The following is a 22834-nucleotide window of genomic DNA, read 5'->3' on the forward strand; positions in this document are numbered from 1 at the left end:
GGAACCCGCCGGAGGAGAATCCGTGACCGCCTACCGTCTTATCGCATCGCTGGCTGCCGCCACGTTCGTCTTGCACGCCGCGGATGTCCGCGCGCAGGGCGCTTTTCCGGCGCCGCTGCCGGGGCAGGCCGCGCCCGCGCCGGCCACCAATTCCTCTCCGTTTCCGCCCGTCAACGGCACGACCGCTGCGCCGGTCAGGCAGCAGCCGTCATCCAACGCCTTCTCGACCGGCGCTCCGCCGGTTGGTGGCGGTGGCTTTGGCGCGCCACAACAGCAGGCTGGCCCGCCGCCGGGGGCCGAGGAATGTCAAAAGGGTTTCATGCCGCTGCGTGCCGATGCGGAAGCCAAGGCCAAGCTGATTCAGGCCGCCGGCAAGCGCAAGGCGCCGCCGCAGGAAGCCTGCAAGCTGATCGGCAATTTCGCGCAGGCCGAAGTGAAGATGATCAAGTTCGTCGAAGCCAACGCGCAAAAGTGCGGCATCCCCGCCGACGTCGGCGACCAGATGAAAAAGGGGCACGCCAATACCTCCCAGTTGCAGCAGCGAGTGTGTGCGGCCGCGTCGCAGGCTCAGGCTGCACCGGCGGGTCCCAGTCTGAGCGAAGCGCTCGGCTCCGCATCGTTGCCTGAGGCCAAGCCGTTGAAGCGGGGCGGCAGCACCTTCGACACGCTGAACGGCAATGTCCTGACCCGCTGATTGGCTCCGAATGAAAAGGTTGCGATGAGCAACGCCGCAGCCCCCGTCGCCGACTCAACTGCCAATTGGGTCGATACCCACGCGCCGATCTGGATGCGGCCCTATCTGCGATTGTCGCGGTTCGACCGGCCGATCGGCTGGTGGCTGTTGTTGCTGCCGTGCTGGTGGTCCGCTGCGCTGGCAGCGGGCATTGCACATAACGTTCGCGATCTGCCTCTGGTCATCGTGCTGTTCTTCATCGGCGCGGTGGTGATGCGCGGTGCGGGATGCACATGGAACGACATCACCGATCGAAAGCTTGACGCGCAGGTCGAACGCACACGGTCGCGCCCGATACCGGCGGGGCAGGTCACGGTCACGCAGGCGGCAGCCTTTCTCGTCCTGCAGGCGCTGATCGGGCTCGCGGTGCTGCTGCAGTTCAACGGCTTTGCGATCCTCACCGGCATCGGCTCGCTGGCCATTGTCGCGATCTATCCTTTCATGAAGCGCATCACCTACTGGCCGCAGGTGGCTCTTGGTCTGGCGTTCTCGTGGGGCGCGCTGATGGGCTTTGCGGTGATCCTTGGCCGGATCGATGCCACTGCGCTGGTGCTCTATGCCGGATCGATTTCGTGGGTGATCGCCTATGATACGATCTACGCCCATCAGGACACCGAGGACGACATCCTGGTCGGCATCAAATCAACGGCGCTGCTGTTCGGCGAACGGACGCAGATGGCGCTGACGATCTTCTGCAGTCTGGCCGTGTTGCTGATCGGTGTCGCGTTGTGGCGCGGCGGATCGCAGTGGCCTGCATGGATCGGACTCGCGGCGTTTGCTGCGCATCTGGTCTGGCAGGTGCGGACGATCCGGATCGACAATCCCGCCTTATGCTTGCGGCTATTCAAGTCGAACCGCGATGCGGGGTTGATGCTATTCGTCGGCCTGCTCGCCGACGCCGTGCTGCGTAGCTATTAGAAATCAGTTGCGGGCGATGATCTCGCGTTCGCCGCGGTGAATGGATCGCTCCATCGCAGCGCGACCGGCCTTGCGGCGCACCAGAAACTTCGGGCGGCGATCCTTGATGATGTTGTGGCGGCGGCGGCGCGGAGCCGGTTCGCGTGCCGCTTCGTTTTCATCCTCGATCTGCGGTAAGGCGAACAGGTCGCCCCACATCTGCCAGGCCAGATCGAGTTGCAATTCATCCGCGGTGACCAGCAGTGGCACCGACAGCGAGGGATCGCTGTGAACCAGAACCAGCGCGCGTCCGCCGTTCGTTTCGCGGCAGGCGATGCCGAGAAAATCGCGAACGCGAACATTGATCGCCATGCGGATGCCGCCGACGGCACGGCGCACAGTGACGCGTTCACGATTGATTTCGATGTGCCTGACGCCGCCATCGGCGCGGCCATCGCGCGCTTCAAAGCTGACGGGCAAGGAATGGGGGTCGAGCTGCAACATGCAGCTCGACCCGACGGGTTGCACCCCGCCGACTCCGAATTGACGCCTCACGACTTTATCTCCCACGCCGGAATTATGTTCCCGGTCGATGGGAGGAGCATGCCAGAGCCGTCTCCGAATCCGCTTAAGAAGGCTGGTTAATCGTCTCTCACTGCCATTGCGTCAGTTTTCATGATTGACGAGACGTTGGCGCAGATGATTGACGAGACCTTGCCAGTGTCCCGAAATCCGACGTTCGCCTCCTCTTTGCGGGATTTTTCATAGCGAACGTCGGATTCGAAAGGACACTGGAAATTATGGTTGCTGGTGGTCCTTTGGTTCTGACATTCGCAAGAGCGCTGCCGAGATAAGATGCGAATGTCAGAACCGGACCACCAGGTCGCCGAAATATCTTTCGCAACGGCCCCGAAAACGCTTGAAGTCCGCGTAAAACAGGCACATCTCATGATATGTTGCATTCGTCTCCAAGTTTCTTGAATTCAAGCCTCGGGAATTTGTTTGTGAACTCTTCACCAAACGCGTCAGTATCGCCGTCGCCGAAATCAACAACATCCGGTCTCCTTGATCAGAGCGCGCTGAGCGATCTGGCGCAGCGTCTCGTGGAAGCCGCAAGGCGTGCGGGCGCCGATGCTGCTGACGCCATCGCGGTGCGCGGCGTGTCGCAGGGCGTCGAAATCCGTGAGGGCAAGGTTGAAGAATCCGAACGCTCCGAAGGCGACGATGTCGGCTTGCGCGTGTTCGTCGGAAAGCGGCAGGCCGTGGTCTCGACCAGCGACATCGGCGGCGATGTTGCGAAGCTCGCCGAACGCGCGGTGGCGATGGCGAAGGTTGCGCCCGACGATGAGTATGTGGGTCTTGCCGATCCGTCGCTGCTGGCGAAGCAGTTTCCAGACCTCGATCTGCTCGACCCGCAGGTGCCCTCTGTCGCTGAACTGGAGCGGCGCGCGCAGGAAGCAGAAGCCGCGGGCCTGGCGGTCAGGGGCGTGTCGAAGTCCGGCGGCGCATCGGCATCGGCAGGCATCGGCGGCATGGTGCTCGTGACTTCGACCGGCTTTTACGGCTCGTATCTGAGGTCCAGTCACGGCATCTCGATGACGGCGATTGCGGGTGAAGGCACCGGCATGGAGCGCGATTACGATTTCACGTCGGCAATACACGGCTCCGATCTCGAATCTCCGGCGAGCGTTGGTCAGAGCGCGGGTGAGCGCACTGTTGCGCGGCTCAATCCGCGCAAGGTCGCGACCTGCAAGGCGCCGGTGGTGTTCGATCCGCGCGTGTCGAATTCGCTGGTGGGCCATCTGATCGGCGCGGTCAACGGCGCCTCGATTGCGCGCAAGACCAGCTTCCTGAAGGATCGCCTCGGCCAGCAACTGTTCGACAAGGCAATTCGCATCATTGATGACCCGCTGCGCGTGCGTGGAATGCGGTCGCAGGCATTCGATTCCGAAGGAGTCGCCACCAAACAACTCGCCATCATTGACGACGGCGTGCTGACTACATGGCTGCTCGATTCCGCCACCGCCCGCGAGCTCGGCATGGTGACCACCGGCCATGCCCATCGCGGCGTGTCGTCGTCGCCGTCGCCGGGGTCGTACAATCTTCACCTCGAGGCAGGCCAGGTTTCGCCGGCAGAATTGATCTCCGACATCAAGGAGGGTTTCTATGTCACCGACCTGATCGGGTCCGGCGTCAACGGCGTGACAGGCGATTACAGCCGGGGCGCTGCGGGCTTTTGGATTGAAAACGGGAAACTGTCGTATGCGGTCAGCGAGGTGACCATCGCAGGCCATCTGCTCGAGATTTTCAAATCGATGGTTCCGGCCAACGATCTCACGTTCAAGTACGGCGTCAACGCGCCGACCGTGCGTATCGGGGAATTGACGATTGCCGGCCGCTGATACCGACATTGCTGGCGCGGACCTGACGCGCGACGCGGCGCTGTTGGCCGACGTGGCGCGGGAGGCCGGGGCGCTGGCGCTCAGCCTGTTCCGCACTGACCTGAAAACCTGGGTCAAGGGCAAGACGTCCCCGGTGTCGGAAGCCGACATTGCCGTTAACGACCTGATCGAGGCGCGGTTGCGTGCGGCAACGCCGGATTACGGATGGCTGTCGGAAGAAAGCGCCGACGATTCCGCGCGGCTCGGCAAATCACTGACGTGGATCGTCGATCCGATCGACGGCACCCGCGCCTATCTGGCGCGGCAGGACGACTGGTCAGTCTCGATTGCGTTGGTCGCGGACGGCTCACCGGTGCTGGGTGCGGTATTCGCGCCGGCCAGCGACGAATTCTTTTTCGCAGCGCGCGGGCGGGGCACCGTGCGGAACGGCGCACCGATCGCAGCCGCGCCCGGTTCGGGAATTCACTTCCCGAAAATCGCCGGGCCGAAGCCGCTGGTTGAGCGCCTCGGCGGCATGCGCGCCGACGAAGTCCTTTATCCGCGTATTGGCTCGCTGGCGCTCCGGCTCGTGCGAGTGGCCGAAGGGCGGCTGGATGCCGCATTCGCAGGCGGGAACAGCCGCGATTGGGACCTTGCCGCCGCCGATTTAATCGTGCACGAAGCGGGCGGGGAAATGACCTCACTGGCTGGCGAGCGACTGGTTTACAATCAAACCGACGTTCGTCACGGGTTGCTGGTGGCGGCGGGGCGTGCGCGCCATGCGCATATCGTCAAGCACTTTCGGGAAAACCCGATTTTGTAATGCTTGCGTCCGGGTTTGGTGCTTCAATTCAAGTGCCGATCATCGCTTTGGGAAACGATTCATGTCCGAAACTGTGCAACCGCAGTTGCTTCATCTTGTCATCGGCGGCGAACTTCTCGACCTCGATCATGTGACTTTCAAGGATCTCGACAAGGTTGAGGTCGTTGGCCTGTTCCCGAATTACGCCACAGCCTATGCGGCGTGGAAGGGCAAGGCCCAGCAGACCGTCGATAACGCTCATATGCGTTATTTCATCGTCCACCTCCACCGGCTGCTCGATCCGGGCCAAGATGCGAAGTCGTCCCATTGAAAGCCACGCTTCGAAAACTAGGTCGTTCGAGCTGGGTGCAGCGTGCTGCGGGCATCACTGCGGCCGAATTTCTGCGGCTTGTATGGTGGACAAACCGCTTCACCCTCGATCCGCCGAATGTCTACAAGCACATCGAGCCGGACATGCCGGTTATCATCGCGTTCTGGCACGGCCAGCATTTCATGATGCCGTTCCTGAAACTCAAGCAGTATTCCGCCAAGGTTCTGATCTCGCGTCATCGCGACGGCGAGATCAATGCGATCGCGGCGGAACGTCTTAACGTCGGAACTGTGCGTGGTTCTGGTGATCATGGAACGCAGTTTCACCGCAAGGGTGGCGTCGGCGCGTTCAAAATGATGCTACGGACGCTGGAAGAGAAGATCAATATGGCGCTGACCGCCGACGTGCCGAAGGTTGCGCGCAAGGCGGGCCTCGGCATCATCATGCTGGCGCGGGAGTCGGGACGGCCGATCCTGCCGGTAGCGATCGCCACCAGCCGGTTCAAACGCCTCAACAACTGGGATCGCTCCGTCATTCATTTGCCATTCGGGCGCGGCGTCATTGCTGCGGGCGAGATCATATGGGTGCCGTCCGATGCTGACAGCGAGACGATGCAGAAGCTGCGCTTGCAACTTGAAGAGCGGCTGAACGAGGTTACGCGCCGCGCATATGAACTGGTGGGATTGCCGGACGAGGGTGCTCATGCCTAGCGCGTTGCCTGCGACGCTGGCGGCATATCGGCGGCTGTCGGCCTTCGCAGCGCCGCTCGCGGCTCCGCTGATCGCGCGGCGGCTGAAGCAGGGCAAGGAAGATCCCGAACGTCTCGGTGAGCGCCGGGGTGTTGCGAGCGTGCCGCGCCCTCCGGGGCCGCTGATCTGGATCCACGGCGCGAGCGTCGGTGAGGTTCTGGCAGCTGCCGGGTTGATCGATCGGCTGCGGGCGCTGAACGTCCGAATCCTGCTGACGTCGGGAACGGTTACGTCGGCCGCCATCGTCGCGCGGCGGTTCCCGCCCGACGTGATTCATCAGTACGTGCCGTTCGACTCGCCCCGCTTCGTGTCGGCGTTTCTCGATCACTGGAAGCCGGGCCTCGCGCTGTTCATCGAGTCGGATATCTGGCCCAATCTGATCCTGTCGAGCGCCGAGCGGCGCATTCCGATGGTCATCATCAATGGCCGGATGTCGCCGCGCTCGTTTCCGCGCTGGCAGAAACTGCGCGGCACGATCTCGGCGCTGCTGGAATGCTTCGACCTCTGCCTTGCGCAATCGGAGCGCGACGGCGAACGCTTCGCAGCACTCGGCTGTCCCAATGTCGTCACCTCCGGCAATCTGAAACTTGATGTCGAAGGTCCGCCGGCGGATGTGCGGAAGCTGGAGCGCCTGAAGGAGGCGATGCAGCGCCGGCTGGTGTTCGTCGCGGCGTCCACTCATCCTGGCGAAGACGAAATTATTCTCGACGCGCACCGGCGCCTGGCGTCGCGCATGCCGCAGTTGCTGAGCGTCATCGTGCCGCGTCATCCCAACCGGGGCGCTGCGATCGCGCAGATGCTGACAGCCGCGGGTATGCAGGTGGCCGTGCGCTCGCAGGACGAATTGCCGGGTGCTGACACGGATATGTACGTCGCCGACACCATGGGCGAACTCGGATTGTTCTACCGGCTGGCGCCGGTGGTGTTCATGGGCGGATCGCTGGTGCCGCATGGCGGGCAGAATCCCATCGAGGGCATCAAGCTTGGTGCAGCGATCCTGCACGGACCGCATGTGTTTAACTTCAGCGATATTTACGAGTCGCTCGATCAGGCGGGCGGCGCGATCCGCGCCGAGACCAGCGAGGATTTCATCAAATCGCTCGGGCACTTGCTGGTAAATCCGATTGCGCGGCAGCGATCGGTCGGTGCCGCGGCAAGCGTCGTAAACAAGCTCGGTGGTGCGCTGGACAAGACGCTCAGCGCGCTGGAGCCTTATCTGTTGCAGTTACGGCTGGAGGGAGGAGGCTCCGATGCGTGAGCCGGCCTTCTGGTATCGGCCGCCATCATGGATGTCGCATCTCCTCGCGCCGTTCGGCGCGACCTACGGCGCAATCACAACGCAGCGCATGACGCGCGATGGTGTATCCGCAGGGCTTCCGGTTCTCTGTGTCGGCAATTATCACGTCGGCGGCGCTGGCAAGACGCCGGCGACGCTCGCGCTCGTGAAGCTGCTGCGTGAGATGGGCGAACAGCCATTCGTCGTCAGCCGGGGTTATGGCGGTTCTCAACAAGGTCCTGTGCGCGTCGATCAGGTTGCGCATACGGCCGCCGATGTTGGTGACGAGCCTCTGATGATGGCTTCAAGCGTGCCCGTCATCGTGTCGCGGGATCGTGTGGCCGGAGCGGCGATGGCACGCGCGCAAGGCGCGAGTGTCGTTCTGCTCGACGATGGTTTCCAGAACCCGGCGTTGGTGAAGGATGCCTCACTGATCGTGATCGACGCGGTGCGCGGCGTCGGTAACGGCAGCGTGTTTCCGGCTGGGCCTTTGCGTGCGCCTCTTGAGCCGCAAATCGCGCGTACCGATGCGCTGATTGTGATCGGTACGGGCGATGCCGCCAATGTCATTGCTACGAAGGTATTGCGGCATGGCGCGCCCGTGATGCTCGCGCACCTGGTTCCCGATCAGGTCTCAGTCGATAGGCTGCGCGGCCAACACGTGCTTGCTTTCGCAGGGATAGGCGACCCGCTGCGGTTCTTCGCGACGTTGCACGCCTGCGGTGTGGACGTCGTCGAGGAAAAAGCCTTCGCCGACCATCATCCGTTTACACCGGACGAAATCGGATCGCTGGTGTCGGATGCCGCGGCAAGGTCGCTGACGCTGGTGACTACCGCGAAGGACATGGCGCGCATCCGCAGCGATGTCCGCTTGCAAAGTTATGCCAACGGCATCGCGATCTTTCCGGTCACGCTGGATTTCGATGATGCGGCGATGTTGCGGAATTTTGTGACCGAGCGGCTGGCGAAAGCCCGCGCGCGATAGATCTCAGACTTTTTTCAGTTGCGCCGGATAATGCCGCTGCAGCACGGCTTCCGGCGTTGCGTAGGCTTCCTGCCGGTCCACGCTCCAGTACTTCAACTCGTCCAGCGGAATATGTTCGCCGGTGATGGCGCAACGGACGTAGGAGCCGGGAGAGGTCACGCGAAAATCGCCGTCGAGATATTCGACCTGCGCTTCGCCCTGGCCGGAAGGCCCGAATTTATTGAGCACGATAACTGTCCTTGTGGGATCCGGCAGATTTTTCGTCCGGAGAGGTTGCTCAAATATAGGCACGATCCCGAAAGGTGGAAACTGATTTTCGGGAATGATCACACGGAAATCAAAAGAGAAACCGCTCTGAACGTCTCAAAAAAGGTCGCCTTGGACCTTTTTGACGCCGAAATCGGTGGTGCGCTTCGACGCGGGCTTGGCCGGCGCGGCCTTCGGCTTCGCCGCAGCTGTTCCCTCACCATCCGCCGTCGCGCCGATGCGTCCGTCGGCGAACTCGATGGTGAGATGCTGACCGGAGCCGACATTGGCGGCGGCATGCAGCGGCTGGCCGTGTTCGTCGCGCACCAATGCAAAGCCACGCTCCAGCACACCCTTGTAGGACAGCGCATTCAAAAGCTGCGCGACATACTTCAGCCGGGTCTCACCCTGCCGGATATGCAGATCCGCGCAACGCCGCGCGCTTGTTGCCAGCCTCGCCACTTTCTCCTTGCCGCGATCGATCTGCGCGCGCAGTGCGGTCACGGTCAGCCGCCCGCCGATGGCGGAAAGCCGCCGCTCGTAAACATGCGCGTTGGCGCGCAGCGCGCGGGGCAGTTGCGCGCTGGCGCGATCAAGGCGCTGGCGCGGAATGTCCAGCAACTCCGTTGCCTTCGGCAACGCGCGAACCGCCGCACGCAATTCGCTGCGGCGATGTTCCTGGCCGCGCTGCCAGCACAGCATCGCGCGGCGTTCCAGCGACGTGACCTCGACGAACAGTTCGGCGCGCACCGGCACTGCCATCTCGGCTGCAGCAGTCGGCGTCGGCGCGCGCTTGTCGGCGGCGAAATCGATCAGCGTCACGTCGGTCTCGTGACCCACCGCCGAGATCAGCGGGATCATGCTCTCTGCGGCCGCGCGCACCACGATCTCTTCATTGAACGACCACAGGTCCTCCAGCGAGCCGCCTCCGCGCGCGACGATCAAAAGATCGGGCCGCGGAATCCTGCCGCCTTCTTCCAGCGCGTTGAAACCGCGGATGGCCGCCGCGATCTGTTCGGCGGAGCCTTCGCCCTGTACCCGCACCGGCCACACCAGCACGCGGCGCGGGAATCTGTCTTCGAGCCGATGCAGGATGTCGCGGATCACCGCCCCCGTCGGCGAGGTCACCACGCCGATCACCTCGGGCAGCCAAGGCAGAAGCTGCTTGCGGGCTTCGTCGAACAGGCCTTCGGCGGCGAGCTTTTTCTTGCGCTCTTCCATCAGCGCCATCAGCGCGCCAACGCCGGCAGGCTCGATGGCCTCGATGACGATCTGGTATTTCGACGAGCCCGGATAGGTCGTGAGCTTGCCGGTGGCGATGATTTCGAGGCCTTCCTGCGGCTTGAACCGCATCCGGCCATGGACGCCCTTCCAGATCACCGCCTCGATCTTGGCGCTCTCGTCCTTCAGCGCGAAATAGCAGTGGCCGGAGGCGTGTGGTCCGCGGAAGCCGGAGATTTCACCGCGTACCCGCACATGGCCATAGGCATCCTCCACCGTCCGCTTGAGCGCGGAGGACAGCTCGGAAACGGTAAATTCCGGTGAATTGGGCAGCGGTTCGGCGGCAGTCGATTTCATCAGGATTCGAATCTGTTGCGATGGCGAAGCATCATGTTAAACCCTTCTATCATCCCATAAACGCCGGTTCGACCCTTATCCATGAATATCCTTTTGATCGGTTCCGGCGGGCGCGAACACGCGCTGGCGTGGAAAATGGCGGCCTCGCCGCTGCTGACGAAACTGTGGTGCGCGCCAGGCAATGCCGGCATCGCCCGCGAGGCCGAATGCGTCGCGCTCGATGTCGCGGACCACGCCGCGGTGATCGGCTTTTGCAGGGCGAACGCGATCGATCTGGTCGTGGTCGGGCCGGAGGCGCCGCTGGCGGCGGGCATCGTCGACGATCTCGCCGCGGCCGGGATCAAGGCCTTCGGGCCGAGCAAGGCAGCCTCACAGCTCGAAAGCTCCAAAGGCTTTACCAAGGACATCTGCAAGGCGAACAACATCCCAACCGCAGCCTATGAGCGATTTCGCGACGCGGATGCGGCGAAGGCCTATATCCGCAAGCAGGGAGCGCCGATTGTCGTGAAGGCCGATGGCCTTGCGGCCGGCAAGGGCGTGGTGGTGGCGATGACGCTGGCCGAGGCGGAAGCCGCGGTCGATGCGCTGTTCACCTCGGCCGGTGCGGAAGCCGTGGTCGAGGAGTTCATGGAAGGCGAGGAGGCCTCGTTCTTCGTGCTGTGCGACGGCGACAGTGCGCTGCCGCTGGTCGCCGCGCAGGATCACAAGCGTGCCTTCGACGGCGACAAGGGGCCGAACACCGGCGGCATGGGCGCCTATTCACCGGCGCCGGTGTTCACCGATGCGGTGCGCGCGCGCACGATGGCCGAGATTATCCTGCCGACGCTGCACGCGATGAAGGCGATGGGCATGCCTTATAAGGGTGTGCTGTTCGCTGGCCTGATGATCACCAGGGATGGCCCGAAACTGATCGAATACAACGCGCGTTTCGGCGATCCCGAGACGCAGGTGCTGATGATCCGCTTGATCTCGGATCTCGTGCCGGCGCTGCTGGCGTCGGTCGATGGCGAGTTGAAGCATTTCGATCTGCGCTGGTATCCGGAGCCCGCGCTCACCGTGGTGATGGCGGCGAAAGGATATCCGGGCGACTATGCCAAGGGCACAACCATCGAGGGGCTCGATGATGCCGCGAAGGTGGAAGGGGTCGAGATTTTCCACGCCGGCACCAAGGCCGACGGGGATAAAATTCTCGCCAATGGCGGCCGGGTGCTGAACATCACCGCGACAGCGAAGACCGTCAGCGAGGCGCAACGCCGCGCCTATGAGGCGATCAATCGCATCACATGGCCGGAGGGTTTCTGTCGCCGCGACATCGGATGGCAAGCGGTAGCGCGGGAGAAAGAGTCTTAAAATTACCATCGTCCCAGCCAAGGGCCGGGATCTATAGCTGTCGAACGTCGTTGTCTCTGCCGAATTTCCAGCGTGGTGTTGCGCTATCGTAAGATAGAATTTCAAAAATTGAATTCAGTGAGGATAGGTCTCTGCTCTTGCGGGGACGACACAAGGGTCAAGGTTCTCCATGCCCGATCTCGCCGATCTCTATCCCGGATTCGCTTCTGAATGGATCAGCACGTCGCGCGGCCGAATTTTCGCCCGCGTCGGCGGCAAAGGTCCGCCCTTGCTGCTGCTGCACGGTTATCCGCAAACCCACGTGATGTGGCATCGCGTCGCGCCGAAGTTCGCGGATAAATTCACCCTCGTGATTCCGGACCTGCCCGGCTACGGCTGGTCGGACGTGCCGAAGACCGACGAGAACCATACGCCGTTCACCAAGCGCGCTATGGCGCGGGCGATGATTGAGGTGATGGAAAAGCTCGGCCACGTGCATTTCGGCCTCGCGGGTCACGACCGCGGCGGGCGCGTTGCCTACCGGCTGGCGCTCGATCACCCCGGGCGGCTGTCGCGCCTTGCGACGCTGGATATTCTGCCGACCTACGATTACTGGGCGAAGATGGACCGCGGTTTCGCGCTCCGGATCTATCACTGGGCATTTCTGGCGCAGCCGCATCCATTGCCGGAAAACCTGATTGCCTCGAATCCCGACGATTATTTCGGCCGCACCTTCAAAAGCTGGGCGAAGAAGGATGCACCCAACCCGTTCGATCCGCGTGCGGTCGAACATTACCTGACGGCGCTCCGCGACCCGCTGCGCATTCATGCGGCGTGCGAGGATTATCGCGCCGGGGCCTACGCCGATTTCGAGCACGACAAGGCCGACGTTGAAGCAGGCAGCAAGATCACCGTGCCGCTGCTGGCGCTGTGGGGCGGTGCGGGCATTGCCTCCTCAGCCTCGAGTCCGCTCGACACCTGGCGCCGGTGGGCAACGAACGTCAGCGGGCACGCCATCGATTCAGGCCATTTCCTTGCCGAGGAAAACCCTCAGGCAACGGCTGACGCATTACTTAAATTTTTTCTGGAGCAGGATTGATGGCATTACGTGAGGCGCGGCGCGAAGACATTCGGCGGATCGTTGAAATGCTGGCGGATGACGAGGTGGCGCGTGGGCGCGAGGATTTCTCGGGCGATATGGCGGCGTATTATGCCGCCTTCGACGCCATCGCGGCGGACCCCAACAACACACTTTACGTGTGGGATCACGAGGGAACGGCGATGGGATGCCTGCAACTGACGTTCATTCCCGGCTTATCCTATCATGGCAGCTGGATCGCGAAGGTCGAAGGTGTGCGGGTCGATCGGTCGCTGCGCGGTCTCGGCATCGGCGAACAGATGATGGATGCGGTGATCGCCAGGTCGCGTGCGCGCGGCTGCAAGCAATTGCAGCTTACGACCGACAAACGGCGTGCTGATGCGCAGCGCTTCTATGCGCGGCTCGGCCTGGATGCCTCGCATGAGGGCATGAAGATCAATCTGTTTTAGCGCCGCGCCTTGAAGAAATTCGTCAGCAGCGCGGCCGCGTCACTTTCGCCGACGGAAGGATAAATTTCCGGTGCATGGTGGCACGTCGGCGAGGCGAAGAACCGCACGCCGCTGTCCACCGCGCCGCCCTTCGGGTCGCTTGCCCCATAGTAAAGCCGCCGGATACGGGCGAAGGAGATCGCTCCCACGCACATGGTGCAGGGTTCCAGTGTGACGTAGAGGTCGCAATCGGTCAGCCGCTCGCTGCCGGTGACGCGGGCGGCTTCGCGGATCGCCAGGATTTCGGCATGCGCGGTCGGATCGCGGTCGGCGAGGGTGCGGTTGCCGGCCTGAGCGATCACCACGCCGCCACGCACGATAACGCAGCCGATCGGCACTTCCCCGGCCGTTTCGGCGATTTCCGCCTGTTTCAGCGCCAAATCCATGAAAGATCGTGCCGTCATGCCTCGTTTCCGGCGATAAACTCTGTTAGTACGACGTCTTCAGCAAACGCGAGAACCGGTTTTGCGCGAAAATGCGCCCTGATTTAAAAGGGCGCGTGCCGCCAGCCAATTCCACGTTGTGCGACAGTCCCATATTCTGCCCAACGTCCTGAGAGATCATTCATGCCCCGCGATAACGATAAAAACAACGGCCGTCCGCCGCGCCGTGAAGGCGGAGCGGGTGGCGGCTACAAGGCCGGTGGCAGAGGTCGCCCCGGCGGAGGCTCGCGCAGCGGAGGAAGCTCGCGCGACGAGCGGCCGGCTCGATCATCCGGCCCACGTGGCGGCGACAAGAAATTCGGTGACCGCAAGTTCGGCGACAAGCGCCCGTCCGGGGACAAGCGGTCCTATGCGTCGAAGCCCTATGCCGGCAAGCGCGATGATTTCCGGAAAGACGGACCGGAGCGCGGTCCACGCAAGGAATTCGGCTCGCGAGATCGCGGTGAGGGACGCTCGTTCAAGCCACGAGAGGATCGTGGCGAAGGTCGTCCGTTCAAGCCGCGTGAGGATCGCGGCGAGGGCCGTTCGTTCAAGCCACGTGAGGATCGTGGCGAAGGTCGTCCGTTCAAGCCGCGTGAGGATCGCGGCGAGGGCCGTTCGTTCAAGCCACGTGAGGATCGTGGCGAGGGGCGCCCCTTCAAGCCGCGTGACCGCGACGATCGCGCGCCGCGCAGCGCGGGTGCCGGACGTTTCCAGGACAGGAAATTCGGCGAGAAGCGGCCTTACACGCCGCGCGGCGAAGGCGGCGATGCACGTCCCGCCCGCTTCAACCGGGATGACCGTCCGCAGCGTGATGAGCGCCCGCGTTTCAACCGCGATGATCGCGACGGGCGTTCGCCGGATCGCGGACCGCGCAGGGATTTCAACCGCGGCGAGGATCGCGGCAATGACAAACCTTGGCAGAAGCGTGGACCGTCACGCGACGCTGACAGCCGTCCGCCGCGCCGCGAAGGTGGCGGTTTCGACAAGCCCCGGTTCGACCGGGGCGACCGCGATCGCGATTCCAGCGAGCGCCCGCGTTTTTCGCGTCCGCGCTTCGACAAACCGCGTGACGACCGCGCTCCGCGTGGCCGGAGCGACTGGCAGGAGCATCCGCGCAGCGAACCGCGCGACCGTCCGCGCCGCGACAATGAGGACGACAGCAAGGTCTTCGCCAAGCGGCCGGCATTCGGCGGCCGCGGCGAATACCGCGAGCGCAAGCCAGATTTCGACAAGCGCGCACCGCGCGCTGCGCCTGAAAAGAAAAAGACCGGCGAACGCATCGCCAAGATCGTCGCGCGTGCGGGACTTTGTTCGCGCCGCGATGCCGAGGACTGGATCGTGCAGGGTCGTGTTGCGGTGAATGGCCGCGTCATCAACTCGCCGGCGCTGGATGTCACCGCCAACGATGTGGTCACCATCGACGGCAAGCCGTTGCCGGAGCGTGAACGCACGCGGCTGTTTCTCTATCATAAGCCGCGCGGCCTGATGACGACCCACGACGATCCCGAGGGCCGTCCGACGGTGTTCGACAATCTGCCCGAAGGATTGCCGCGCCTCATCAGCATCGGCCGGCTAGACTTCAACACCGAAGGCCTGCTGCTGCTGACCAATGACGGCGGCCTGGCCCGTGCACTGGAATTGCCGGACACCGGCTGGCTGCGGCGTTACCGCGTCCGCGCTCACGGCGAAGTCACCCAGGCCCAGCTCGATCAGCTCAAGAACGGCGTCGAGGTCGATGGCGTCAAATACGGTTCGATCGACGCCACGCTGGAGCGCGACAAGGCCGCCAACGTCTGGATCGTGTTTGCGATCCGCGAAGGCAAGAACCGCGAAGTCCGCAACGTCATGGCGCATCTCGGCCTTGAGGTGAACCGCCTGATCCGTATTTCGTATGGCCCGTTCCAGCTCGGCGAGATCGAGGAAGGCCAGGTCGAGGAGATCAAATCGCGGGTGCTGCGCGATCAGCTCGGCGAGAAGATCGTCGCGATGTCTGGTGCGCAGTTCGACAAGCCGGTGAACGATGCGTCCCGCGGCGAACAGCCGAGTGGCGGTCCGAAGCCCAAGCCAAAGCGCAGCGTGACTGAGGACCGGAAGGGCCGTCGCGTGCTTGTGATGCGCACAGGCAGCGAGAACACGCGTGCGCGCAACGAAGAGGAAGCCAATGGCTATGGCCCGCCGCGCCGCCCGACGCGCGGCTATAAAGGCAAGCGCGATCTGAAGCCCAAAGACGACACCACGGAAGACTGAGCACATCCATGCGTGTCGTCGGTGGCCGTCTGAGAGGCCGTAACATCGCCTCGCCCGCGTCGAATGACATCCGTCCGACGCAGGATCGCCTGCGCGAGTCGCTGTTCAATATCCTGATGCATGCCTACGAAAACCCGATCGACGGGGCGCGGGTGCTCGACCTGTTCGCCGGCACCGGCGCGCTCGGAATCGAGGCGGTGTCGCGCGGCGCCGCGTTCACACTGTTCGTCGACAATGGTGCCGAGGCGCGGGCGCTGTTGCGCAACAATGTCGAGGCGCTGGGGCTTGGCGGTGTGACCAAGGTTTATCGCCGCGATGCCACCAATCTCGGCCCTGCCTACCCGGTCGAGCCGTTCTCGCTGGCGTTTCTTGATCCGCCCTATGGGCGCGGACTTGCCGACAAGGCGCTGGCGTCATTGCGCGCCGGAAAATGGCTGACTCCGGAGGCGCTGGTGGTTGTCGAGGAATCGAAGACGGCGGGGTTTGCCGCGCCCGAGGGCTTCGAAGAGCTTGAGCGTCGCGCCTATGACGATACGGAGTTCACGTTCCTGCGGGCAGCCGCTCTGCCATAATTTGAATTTTTATTCAGACGTAATGTGTCGAGTAAATTCGGACGCACCTTCGACACTGAATCTGAATTCGCTGACGAATCGCAGTTCGTCCACCTTTTCGCCTTTTGCAGCGAAGACCGTCACTGTTTCGCCTTTGTGATTGCGAGGGCTTTACCTCCGCCCGAACAGCTTCTCGATGTCTGCGAGCTTGAGTTCGACATAGGTCGGGCGGCCGTGATTGCACTGGCCGGAATTCGGCGTCACTTCCATCTCGCGCAGCAGCGCATTCATTTCCTCGGGCTTGAGGATGCGGCCGGCGCGCACCGAGCCGTGACAGGCCATCGTCGCGGCGACGTGCATCAGCCGCCGTTCAAGCGGCAGCGCCTCGTCCCATTCCGCCATGTGTTCGGCGAGATCGCGCAGCAGGGACGCAGCGTCGGTCTTGCCGAGCAGTGACGGCGTCTCGCGCACAGCGATCGCGCCGGGTCCGAACGATTCGATGCTGAGCCCGAATTTCTCCAGTTCGCCTGCGCGTACGACCAGCTTCTCGACGGTGGCTTCGTCCATCTCGACGATTTCGGGGATCAGCAGGATCTGCCGCTGCACGCCGTTCCGCTCGAGAGATGTCTTCAGCCGCTCGTAGACAATGCGCTCGTGCGCGGCGTGCTGGTCGACCACCACAAGGCCATCGCGGGTCTGCGAGACGATGTAGGTTTCGTGAATCTGAGTGCGGGCCGCACCGAGCGGGCGGTCGATCAGGTCGCTTGCGGGTGGTTGCTCATAGCGCACGTCGGCGGCCGGTGCGCCGGTGTCGAATGCGGCCTGCGCCGCTTCGGCAAAGGTGTTGGAAGAAAACGCATTCGCATAGGCCGGCGCAGCGGGAGCCGGTGGAAAATTCGGCGAGCGCCGCCAGTCCCAGCCGGCGCGCGGAATGCTGCCGGGACGGAATGCCATGATCGCGGCGCCGTCCGAATTCGCCGCCGTGCGCTTGCCTTCGCGGGCGAGGCCGTCCTTCAGCGCATGCACGATCAGTGCACGCACGAGTCCGGCATTGCGAAAACGCACCTCGGTCTTGGCCGGATGCACGTTGGCGTCGACCTCCTGGGTGTCGAGCGTCACGAACAGCGCCACCACCGGATGCCGGTCGCGCGGCAGATAGTCTGCATACGCCGCGCGCACTGCGCCGAGGATCAGCTTGTCGCGCACCGGCCGACCGTTGACGAACAGATATTGGCCGAGCGCATTGGCGCGGGTCAGCGACGGAGCCGCTGCAAAGCCTTCGACACTCACACCGTCGCGCTCGGCACGCACCTCAATGGCGCTGGCGCGAAAATCCGCGCCCAGAATATCGCCGAGCCGGATCAGCCGTCCCGGTGCGCCGGGCAGTGCCGCCGCCCATGTGACGGGCGCGCGCTCCTCGCCGGACAGCGAAAATGCGATGTCCGGCCGTGCCATTGCCAAACGCCGGACCACTTCGCGGACCGCTTCCGCCTCGGTGCGGTCGGTTTTGAGAAATTTCAATCGCGCTGGCGTCGCGTAAAACAGATCGCTAACCTCGACGCGTGTTCCGGCGCTCAATGCGGCCGGTACAATATCGGACTTCGCTCCGGCATCGACATTCAGCGTCCAAGCATGGGGCTCGCTGGCGTGCCGGGTAGCAATGTCGAGCTTCGACACCGCGCCGATGGAAGGCAACGCTTCGCCGCGAAAGCCCAGCGTGCGGATGCGCAAAAGGTCTTCATCGTCGAGTTTCGAGGTGGCATGACGGTCGACAGATAGTGCGAGATCGTCGCGCGTCATGCCGGCGCCGTCGTCGGTGATGGCGATGCGCCGGCGTCCGCCGCCCTCGGTGAAAATGTCGATGCGCGAAGCGCCGGCATCGATGGCGTTTTCGACCAGTTCCTTCACCGCGCTCGCAGGCCGCTCTACCACTTCGCCGGCGGCGATGCGGTTGACGATCTGAATGGGAAGCTGGCGGACGGGCATTGATATTCCGGGACGATTCGCTGATCCGGCGTATTTTACCCGGAGATCGGCTCGATTGTACGGCCGAACAGATATGTTTTACCCGCTAATTCTCAATCGTCGAAGCTGCGTGTGTTGCGCTTTGCCTTGACGTCGCTGCGGCGTTTCTTGCCGTCGAGACGGCGTATCTTGGAGCCGAGCGTGGGCCGGGTCGCGCGGCGCGGCTTCGGGCGCACGGCGGCCTCGCGCAACAGGTCCAGTAGCCGGTCGATGGCGTCGGCGCGATTACGCTCCTGGGTGCGGAATCGCTGGGCGTGAATGACGATCACGCCGTCCTTGGTCATTCGCTGACCCGCGAGCGTGGCCAGCCGCATCATGATATCGGGCGCGAGCGCCACGCGGCTGACATCGAAGCGCAACTGCGCGGCGGTCGAGAGCTTGTTGACATTCTGTCCGCCCGGCCCTGAGGCTCGCACGAATGCAATGTCGAGGTCTCTCTCGTCGATTGTGATGTCGCGCGTCACCCGGATCATGCCGGAATCCGTAGCACGATCCGGATACGTCGGCACCGGTTTTCCGGAACCGGCGGGATAAGCTCTAGGCGTAAATCTTCGCCAGCATGTCGCCCGCGAGATAGATACCGAGCAGCAGCATGGCGATCAGAAACCAGCGTCTGAACGTGTCCGCATCCATGCGCGAGCGCAGCAGTTGGCCGAGATACATGCCGGAAAAAGCCGCGACCATCGCGACAAGACCGGGAATGGCGACTGTTGCATTCAGCAATCCCGCGCTGGTGAGGTTGAACGCCAGCGCCACGGTCGCGGTGGTGAAAAATACACCGAGCGCCTGGACCAGTTCGTCCTTTTCCATTCCGATGGCCTGCATGAAGGGCATCGACGGGATCACCTGCACGCCGGTCGCGGCCGAGATGATACCCGTGATCAGTCCGACGATGCCGCCGACCCATTTCTCGTTTCGGCGTGGCACGCTGAAACGGACCTTGGACAGGCCGATGATCGCGTAGATCACCAGCAGCCCACCCAGCACGACGGTGCCGTAGCGCGCATAGGGGCCGGTCATCAGTCCCGCGCCGAGCCAGATGCCGATCATCGTCGCGATCATCAGCGGCCATAGCCTGCGCACGATATCGCGCAGATAGGGGCCGACGAACGTCTGCCAGATGTTTGTGACGATGGCGGGCACGATCACGATGGCGAGCGCGTGCGCCGGTGGCATCCGCGTCGCGAGAAGGCCCATTGCCACGGTCGGCAGGCCGAGGCCGATGGTGCCCTTGACGAAGCCCGCAAGAAGGAACACGGCGGCGATGGAGACGATGAGAATCGGATCTGACATTGGGCTGGACATGATGTGCACATTGACCGGCAGCGGCAAACTGCACAATCTGGAGAAGACGGAGTTAGCCTTCGGGTTTGGCGAAGGCCGTGTAAAGGTCCCAGGCCATGCATTTTGATCTGGTGGATATGCGGCTGTTCGTGGCGGTGGCGCGAAGCGCGCAGCATCACCCACGGCGCGGAACGGTCAGCCCTGGCACTGGCGTCGGCCAGCGCGCGCATCAAAAGCATGGAAACTGCGCTGGGCGTGCCGCTGCTCGAGCGGCAACGGCGCGGCGTCCGGCTCACCGCGGCGGGCGAAAGCCTGCTCGATCATGCCCGCGTCGTGCTGCATCAGGTTGCTGCGATGCAGGGCGAACTCACCGCCCGTGCGCGCGGCCTGAAGGCACGGATTCACATGCTGGCCAACACGTCCGGCGCAAGCGAGCATCTGCCGAAGGCGCTGGCGTCGTTTCTCGCGAAGTATCCCGCGATCAGCGTCGACATTGAGGAACGTGAGAGTGCGGAGATTGCCACGGCACTGGCCTCCGGCGCTGCCGACCTCGGTCTTGCCGTCGAGGCGATGCTGCCCGAGGGACTCGATCGTTTTCCGTTCTGCGACGATCGCCTGGTGCTGATTGCACCGCAGGGGGACGAGATCGCGCAGCGTCGCCGGACCGCTTTTCGCGATATCGCGCCGCGCGATTTTATCGGTCTCACCGAACCCAGCGCATTGCAGAATCATATTGCGATGCAGGCTGCGAAACTTGGAGTTCGCCTTCGGATACGGGCGCGGCTGAGAGGCTTCGATGCGATCTGTCAGATGGTGGAGGCGGGTGTCGGCCTTGCGATCATTCCGGACGCGGCTGCACGCCGCTACAGCCGGTCAATGCGAATCAAAATGGTCCGCATGGCCGATCCATGGACCAGCCGCCGGCTGGCGATCTGCATGCGCAACCGGCAGTCATTGCCGCGGCCGGTGCAGCAGCTGGCGGATCACCTGAAGACGTTTGCGACGGTGTAATGCCGCGGACTGAACGCCTCACGTATTCAGCAGTTTCAATGCCTCGTCGTGCAGTCGCTTGTCGGCGGCGGCGACGATGCGGCCGCCGGACTGCGCGGGCTTGCCGTCCCAGGTGGTGATGATACCGCCGGCGCCGGTGACGATCGGGATCAAGGCGGCGACGTCGTAGGGCTTTAACTCGGTCTCGATGATGAGATCGAGGTGACCTGACGCGAGCATGCAATAAGCGTAGCAATCGCCGCCGTAGCGCGACAGCCGCACGCCGGCTTCGACGCGCTCGAACTGGGCGCGGTCCGGCGCATTCATCAAACGGGGGCTGGTGGTGAACAGCGTGGCCTCCGCCAGCGTCGCGCAACGCCGCACGGACAGTTTGCGCTTGCCGGAAGGTCCTTCATAGCGAGCGGAGCCGCCGTCGCCACTGAAGCGCTCGCCGATGTAGGGCTGATGCATCATGCCGAACACCGGTGCGCCGTTATGCATCAGAGCAATCAGCGTGCCCCAGATCGGCAGGCCGGCGATAAAGGATTTGGTACCGTCGATCGGGTCGAGCACCCAGACATACTCCGCATCGGGACGCTCGGACCCGAATTCCTCGCCGACGATGCCGTGCAGCGGGAAGCTGTCCTTGATCATCCGGCGCATCACGGCTTCGGCGGCTCGATCGGCCTCGGTGACCGGATCGAGGTCGCGACCCACGTTCTTGTTCTCGACGCTCAGCGAGGTGCGAAAGAAGGGAAGGATGGTGTCGCCTGAGGCGGTCGCCAGTCGTCCGATAAAAGCGGTGAAGTCGATAACCGTCACTGGGATTCCTTTGAAGCGACTACGAGTGGGGTGGACTGTAAATGCGAACCGGTCACGGCCCTAATAAGAGGCCGGACGATGGCGGCAAGCATCGTAAATTTGACCGCCCTACTACTAATCCAAATATTCATTCCTTACTTCGTGATTCCAAAGCGAAGGTCGAAATGAAAGCCTCTCAGGCTAAGTATGATAACAAAGATTCATTTCATGGGTGCAATTTCGGGTTTTTTTGACAGTTTTGGGTTGGCTTATTTTCATCTAACATATTGCAGTTATTGATATATTGTCGTTTCCGTCGCAATTTTGATCGCAAGTCTGTTATGCGTTCAGAGCATGACTAAATCTTTAAAAATACTTGCCCTGAGTGCGCTGCGGCTGCATATTGTTGCGGTGCGATAACGCCTTGCGTTATTGCTGCCCTCCTTGGGCGTTTCCTCCCTAGACTTGGGCCACTTGCTTTCGCGAGTGGCCCTTTTTTCTGCCCGGCGATAGGGACGCAAATGCCGGCTTTGATTCGCACGGGAAAAACTCGCGCACTCAAAGAGGCGCAGGGGCGGCCTATTCGGCCGCGGCCTGGAATGGTCCGAGACTGTCGAGCGGAATCGCGGCCAGTGCCTCGGCAAGGATGATGAAATCATCAGCCACCTTGCGGAACTGCGGGCTCCTCTCCCGCCGCCGCTCGTCCATATAGATCGCGCGGTTGAGTTCGAGCTGAACCGTATGCAGGCCACTGGCCGGGTTGCCGTAGTGTTCGGTGATGAAGCCGCCTGCGTAAGGTTTGTTGCGGCCGACCGAATAACCCTGCGCCGTGAGCGTTTCCTCAACGACGTCAGGCAACAGGCTTGCGCAACTCGTGCCGTAGCGGTCACCGATCACAACGTCGGGACGCTTGGGCTCGTCACGCGATACGCCGACCGACGGCATCGAGTGGCAGTCGACCAGAATCACAGCGCCGAACGCCTGATGCGCCTTGTTGATGAGGCGGCGCAGCGCGCGGTGATAAGGCTTGTAGAGCGCCTCGATCCGGTTCAGTGCATCCTCCACATCGAGGCGCTGGAAATAGATTTCCTGACCGTCGCCGACGACGCGCGGAATCGTCCCTAGGCCGCCCGCGACCCGCATCGAGCGGGTATTTGCGAAGCTCGGCAGCCGGCCCGCAAACATGCGCGGATCGAGTTCATAGGGCTCGCGATTGACGTCCACATAGGACCGCGGAAAATTCACCCGCACCATCGGAAATCCGCGGCCGGTGAGATCCGCGATGATTTCGTCCATAAACGAATCTTCCGAGCGCCGCAGCGCAGCCTCATCGATGCGGGAGGCGGCGAGAAACTCGCGCGGATAGACCGATCCGGAATGCGGGGAATTGAAGATGATCGGCGCGCGCCAGACCGGCGGCTCGATAATTTCGAACGGAGGCGACAACTCGTCCTCAAACTGGGTCATTGCCACCTCTCTTCTTCGCCATTCGCACCCGCGGCGCTATTTTTGCCGATGCTGAAATGCCTGACCGGACAACACATTTTCGCCGGAAAAGCGGGTGTTTTGTGCAACATCATTGTCCGCAAACCTAACCGATCTGCCAATAGGAACTTC

22 protein-coding genes and 1 pseudogene are annotated in these 22834 nt (G+C 62.9%); 14 read left to right on the top strand and 9 right to left on the bottom strand.

Translation table 11 applies throughout. The features are described from left to right. Positions 1 to 22 precede the first annotated feature (22 nt). Both BN32_RS01615 and ubiA read left to right on the top strand, forming a co-directional pair. The gene (locus BN32_RS01615; protein WP_040425844.1) at positions 23 to 694 is read left to right on the top strand and encodes a hypothetical protein; all 672 of its coding nucleotides are present in this window, start codon (positions 23 to 25) and stop codon (positions 692 to 694) included. 24 nt (positions 695 to 718) lie between these two features. After that, positions 719 to 1651: a 4-hydroxybenzoate octaprenyltransferase gene (gene ubiA / locus BN32_RS01620; protein WP_040425845.1), complete on the top strand. Its 933-nt coding sequence runs from the start codon at positions 719 to 721 to the stop codon at positions 1649 to 1651. Between the two features lie 3 nt (positions 1652 to 1654). Here ubiA and BN32_RS01625 read toward each other — a convergent pair whose 3' ends face one another. Then, positions 1655 to 2185: a DUF6101 family protein gene (locus BN32_RS01625; RefSeq protein ID WP_040425333.1), complete on the bottom strand. Its 531-nt coding sequence runs from the start codon at positions 2183 to 2185 to the stop codon at positions 1655 to 1657. A 449-nt stretch (positions 2186 to 2634) separates the two neighbouring features. Between BN32_RS01625 and BN32_RS01630 the strand changes: the two genes are divergently transcribed. From BN32_RS01630 to lpxK, 6 genes are all read left to right on the top strand, one after another. Continuing rightward, entirely contained in the window at positions 2635 to 4032 is a 1398-nt protein-coding gene (locus BN32_RS01630; RefSeq protein ID WP_019195503.1) for a TldD/PmbA family protein, read from the top strand. After that, complete coding sequence (locus BN32_RS01635) at positions 4019 to 4834, top strand: 3'(2'),5'-bisphosphate nucleotidase CysQ (protein WP_019195504.1); 816 nt, start codon at positions 4019 to 4021, stop codon at positions 4832 to 4834. Before BN32_RS01630 ends, BN32_RS01635 begins: the two co-directional genes overlap by 14 nt. 61 nt (positions 4835 to 4895) lie before the next feature. Beyond that, positions 4896 to 5144 (top strand): DUF4170 domain-containing protein, encoded by a 249-nt coding sequence (locus tag BN32_RS01640; RefSeq protein ID WP_019195505.1) that lies wholly within the window; start codon positions 4896 to 4898, stop codon positions 5142 to 5144. Next, a complete protein-coding gene (locus BN32_RS01645; protein ID WP_173405764.1) occupies positions 5141 to 5854 on the top strand; it encodes a lysophospholipid acyltransferase family protein in 714 nt (237 codons plus the stop codon). The genes BN32_RS01640 and BN32_RS01645 overlap by 4 nt, the downstream gene beginning before the upstream one ends. Further along, positions 5847 to 7151, top strand: coding sequence for a 3-deoxy-D-manno-octulosonic acid transferase (locus BN32_RS01650; RefSeq protein WP_019195507.1), 1305 nt, complete (start codon positions 5847 to 5849; stop codon positions 7149 to 7151). The genes BN32_RS01645 and BN32_RS01650 overlap by 8 nt, the downstream gene beginning before the upstream one ends. Beyond that, positions 7144 to 8154, top strand: a complete 1011-nt coding sequence (gene lpxK, locus BN32_RS01655) for a tetraacyldisaccharide 4'-kinase (RefSeq protein WP_040425334.1) — start codon at positions 7144 to 7146, stop codon at positions 8152 to 8154. The genes BN32_RS01650 and lpxK overlap by 8 nt, the downstream gene beginning before the upstream one ends. A gap of 3 nt (positions 8155 to 8157) precedes the next feature. Here lpxK and BN32_RS01660 read toward each other — a convergent pair whose 3' ends face one another. Continuing rightward, the gene (locus tag BN32_RS01660; protein WP_019195509.1) at positions 8158 to 8382 is read right to left on the bottom strand and encodes a DUF2093 domain-containing protein; all 225 of its coding nucleotides are present in this window, start codon (positions 8380 to 8382) and stop codon (positions 8158 to 8160) included. A gap of 135 nt (positions 8383 to 8517) precedes the next feature. Next, positions 8518 to 9978: an exodeoxyribonuclease VII large subunit gene (xseA, locus tag BN32_RS01665; RefSeq protein ID WP_019195510.1), complete on the bottom strand. Its 1461-nt coding sequence runs from the start codon at positions 9976 to 9978 to the stop codon at positions 8518 to 8520. Between the two features lie 81 nt (positions 9979 to 10059). Here xseA and purD point away from each other — a divergent pair, with 81 nt between their 5' ends. From purD to BN32_RS01680, 3 genes are all read left to right on the top strand, one after another. Continuing rightward, positions 10060 to 11328: a phosphoribosylamine--glycine ligase gene (purD, locus tag BN32_RS01670; RefSeq protein WP_019195511.1), complete on the top strand. Its 1269-nt coding sequence runs from the start codon at positions 10060 to 10062 to the stop codon at positions 11326 to 11328. Positions 11329 to 11497: 169 nt separating this feature from the next. Continuing rightward, complete coding sequence (locus BN32_RS01675) at positions 11498 to 12406, top strand: alpha/beta fold hydrolase (protein WP_019195512.1); 909 nt, start codon at positions 11498 to 11500, stop codon at positions 12404 to 12406. Continuing rightward, complete coding sequence (locus BN32_RS01680; protein ID WP_019195513.1) at positions 12406 to 12855, top strand: GNAT family N-acetyltransferase; 450 nt, start codon at positions 12406 to 12408, stop codon at positions 12853 to 12855. Before BN32_RS01675 ends, BN32_RS01680 begins: the two co-directional genes overlap by 1 nt. Here BN32_RS01680 and BN32_RS01685 read toward each other — a convergent pair. After that, on the bottom strand, positions 12852 to 13298 hold the full coding sequence (locus BN32_RS01685; RefSeq protein ID WP_040425335.1) for a nucleoside deaminase: 447 nt from the start codon (positions 13296 to 13298) through the stop codon (positions 12852 to 12854). The two genes, BN32_RS01680 and BN32_RS01685, sit on opposite strands and share 4 nt — an antisense overlap. A gap of 162 nt (positions 13299 to 13460) precedes the next feature. Between BN32_RS01685 and BN32_RS01690 the strand changes: the two genes are divergently transcribed. Both BN32_RS01690 and rsmD read left to right on the top strand, forming a co-directional pair. Further along, on the top strand, positions 13461 to 15566 hold the full coding sequence (locus BN32_RS01690; protein ID WP_019195515.1) for a pseudouridine synthase: 2106 nt from the start codon (positions 13461 to 13463) through the stop codon (positions 15564 to 15566). 8 nt (positions 15567 to 15574) lie between these two features. Beyond that, positions 15575 to 16138, top strand: a complete 564-nt coding sequence (rsmD, locus tag BN32_RS01695) for a 16S rRNA (guanine(966)-N(2))-methyltransferase RsmD (protein ID WP_019195516.1) — start codon at positions 15575 to 15577, stop codon at positions 16136 to 16138. Positions 16139 to 16288: 150 nt separating this feature from the next. Here rsmD and mutL read toward each other — a convergent pair whose 3' ends face one another. The 3 genes from mutL to BN32_RS01710 form a co-directional block, all read right to left on the bottom strand. After that, entirely contained in the window at positions 16289 to 18103 is a 1815-nt protein-coding gene (gene mutL / locus BN32_RS01700; protein WP_019195517.1) for a DNA mismatch repair endonuclease MutL, read from the bottom strand. A gap of 92 nt (positions 18104 to 18195) precedes the next feature. Next, the gene (gene arfB, locus BN32_RS01705; protein WP_019195518.1) at positions 18196 to 18615 is read right to left on the bottom strand and encodes an alternative ribosome rescue aminoacyl-tRNA hydrolase ArfB; all 420 of its coding nucleotides are present in this window, start codon (positions 18613 to 18615) and stop codon (positions 18196 to 18198) included. Between the two features lie 64 nt (positions 18616 to 18679). Continuing rightward, positions 18680 to 19435, bottom strand: coding sequence for a sulfite exporter TauE/SafE family protein (locus BN32_RS01710; RefSeq protein WP_040425846.1), 756 nt, complete (start codon positions 19433 to 19435; stop codon positions 18680 to 18682). 107 nt (positions 19436 to 19542) lie between these two features. Between BN32_RS01710 and BN32_RS01715 the strand changes: the two are divergent. Continuing rightward, positions 19543 to 20437 (top strand): annotated as a pseudogene (locus BN32_RS01715) (LysR family transcriptional regulator). An 18-nt stretch (positions 20438 to 20455) separates the two neighbouring features. On the opposite strand, the gene hisN reads toward BN32_RS01715, so the two are convergent. Beyond that, positions 20456 to 21238: a histidinol-phosphatase gene (hisN, locus tag BN32_RS01720; RefSeq protein WP_019195520.1), complete on the bottom strand. Its 783-nt coding sequence runs from the start codon at positions 21236 to 21238 to the stop codon at positions 20456 to 20458. Between the two features lie 558 nt (positions 21239 to 21796). After that, a complete protein-coding gene (locus BN32_RS01725; protein ID WP_019195521.1) occupies positions 21797 to 22684 on the bottom strand; it encodes an N-formylglutamate amidohydrolase in 888 nt (295 codons plus the stop codon). Between the last annotated feature and the right edge of the window lie 150 nt (positions 22685 to 22834).

Origin of the sequence: Afipia birgiae 34632 (genome assembly GCF_000308295.2) — a bacterium.
GTDB classification, from domain to species: Bacteria; Pseudomonadota; Alphaproteobacteria; order Rhizobiales; family Xanthobacteraceae; genus Afipia; species Afipia birgiae.